This window comes from Streptomyces yerevanensis, from assembly GCF_000716805.1.
GTDB classification, from domain to species: domain Bacteria; phylum Actinomycetota; class Actinomycetes; order Streptomycetales; family Streptomycetaceae; genus Streptomyces; species Streptomyces flaveus.
On sequence record NZ_JNWJ01000273.1, the window covers coordinates 1 to 263 of the forward strand.

Here is a 263-nt window from a genome sequence, read left to right on the forward strand (position 1 = left end):
CACCCTGTGGAACGCCCTGTCGGAGCTGATCGCGTGAACACCCTCTGGAAGAGCCTGCCCAGCGACGTCGTCCCGGACGTGGTCGACGCCGAGCCGCTCTCCGGCGGCGCGGTGAACGATGTCTGGCGGCTGACCCTCGACGACGGAAGGGCGTACGTCCTCAAGGGATCCGTCGACGCTCCGCCCGACCTGTTCCCGCTGGAGGCGGCCGGACTCAGGGCGCTCCATGAACGCGCGGGCATCCGTACTCCCCAGGTGTTCGA

1 protein-coding gene is annotated in these 263 nt (G+C 69.2%); it reads left to right on the forward strand.

What is annotated here, in order from left to right; genetic code table 11:
- Positions 1–33: 33 nt before the first annotated feature.
- A partial coding sequence (locus OP79_RS49395) for a fructosamine kinase family protein (protein ID WP_211271028.1) occupies positions 34–263 on the forward strand: 230 nt, incomplete at its 3' end.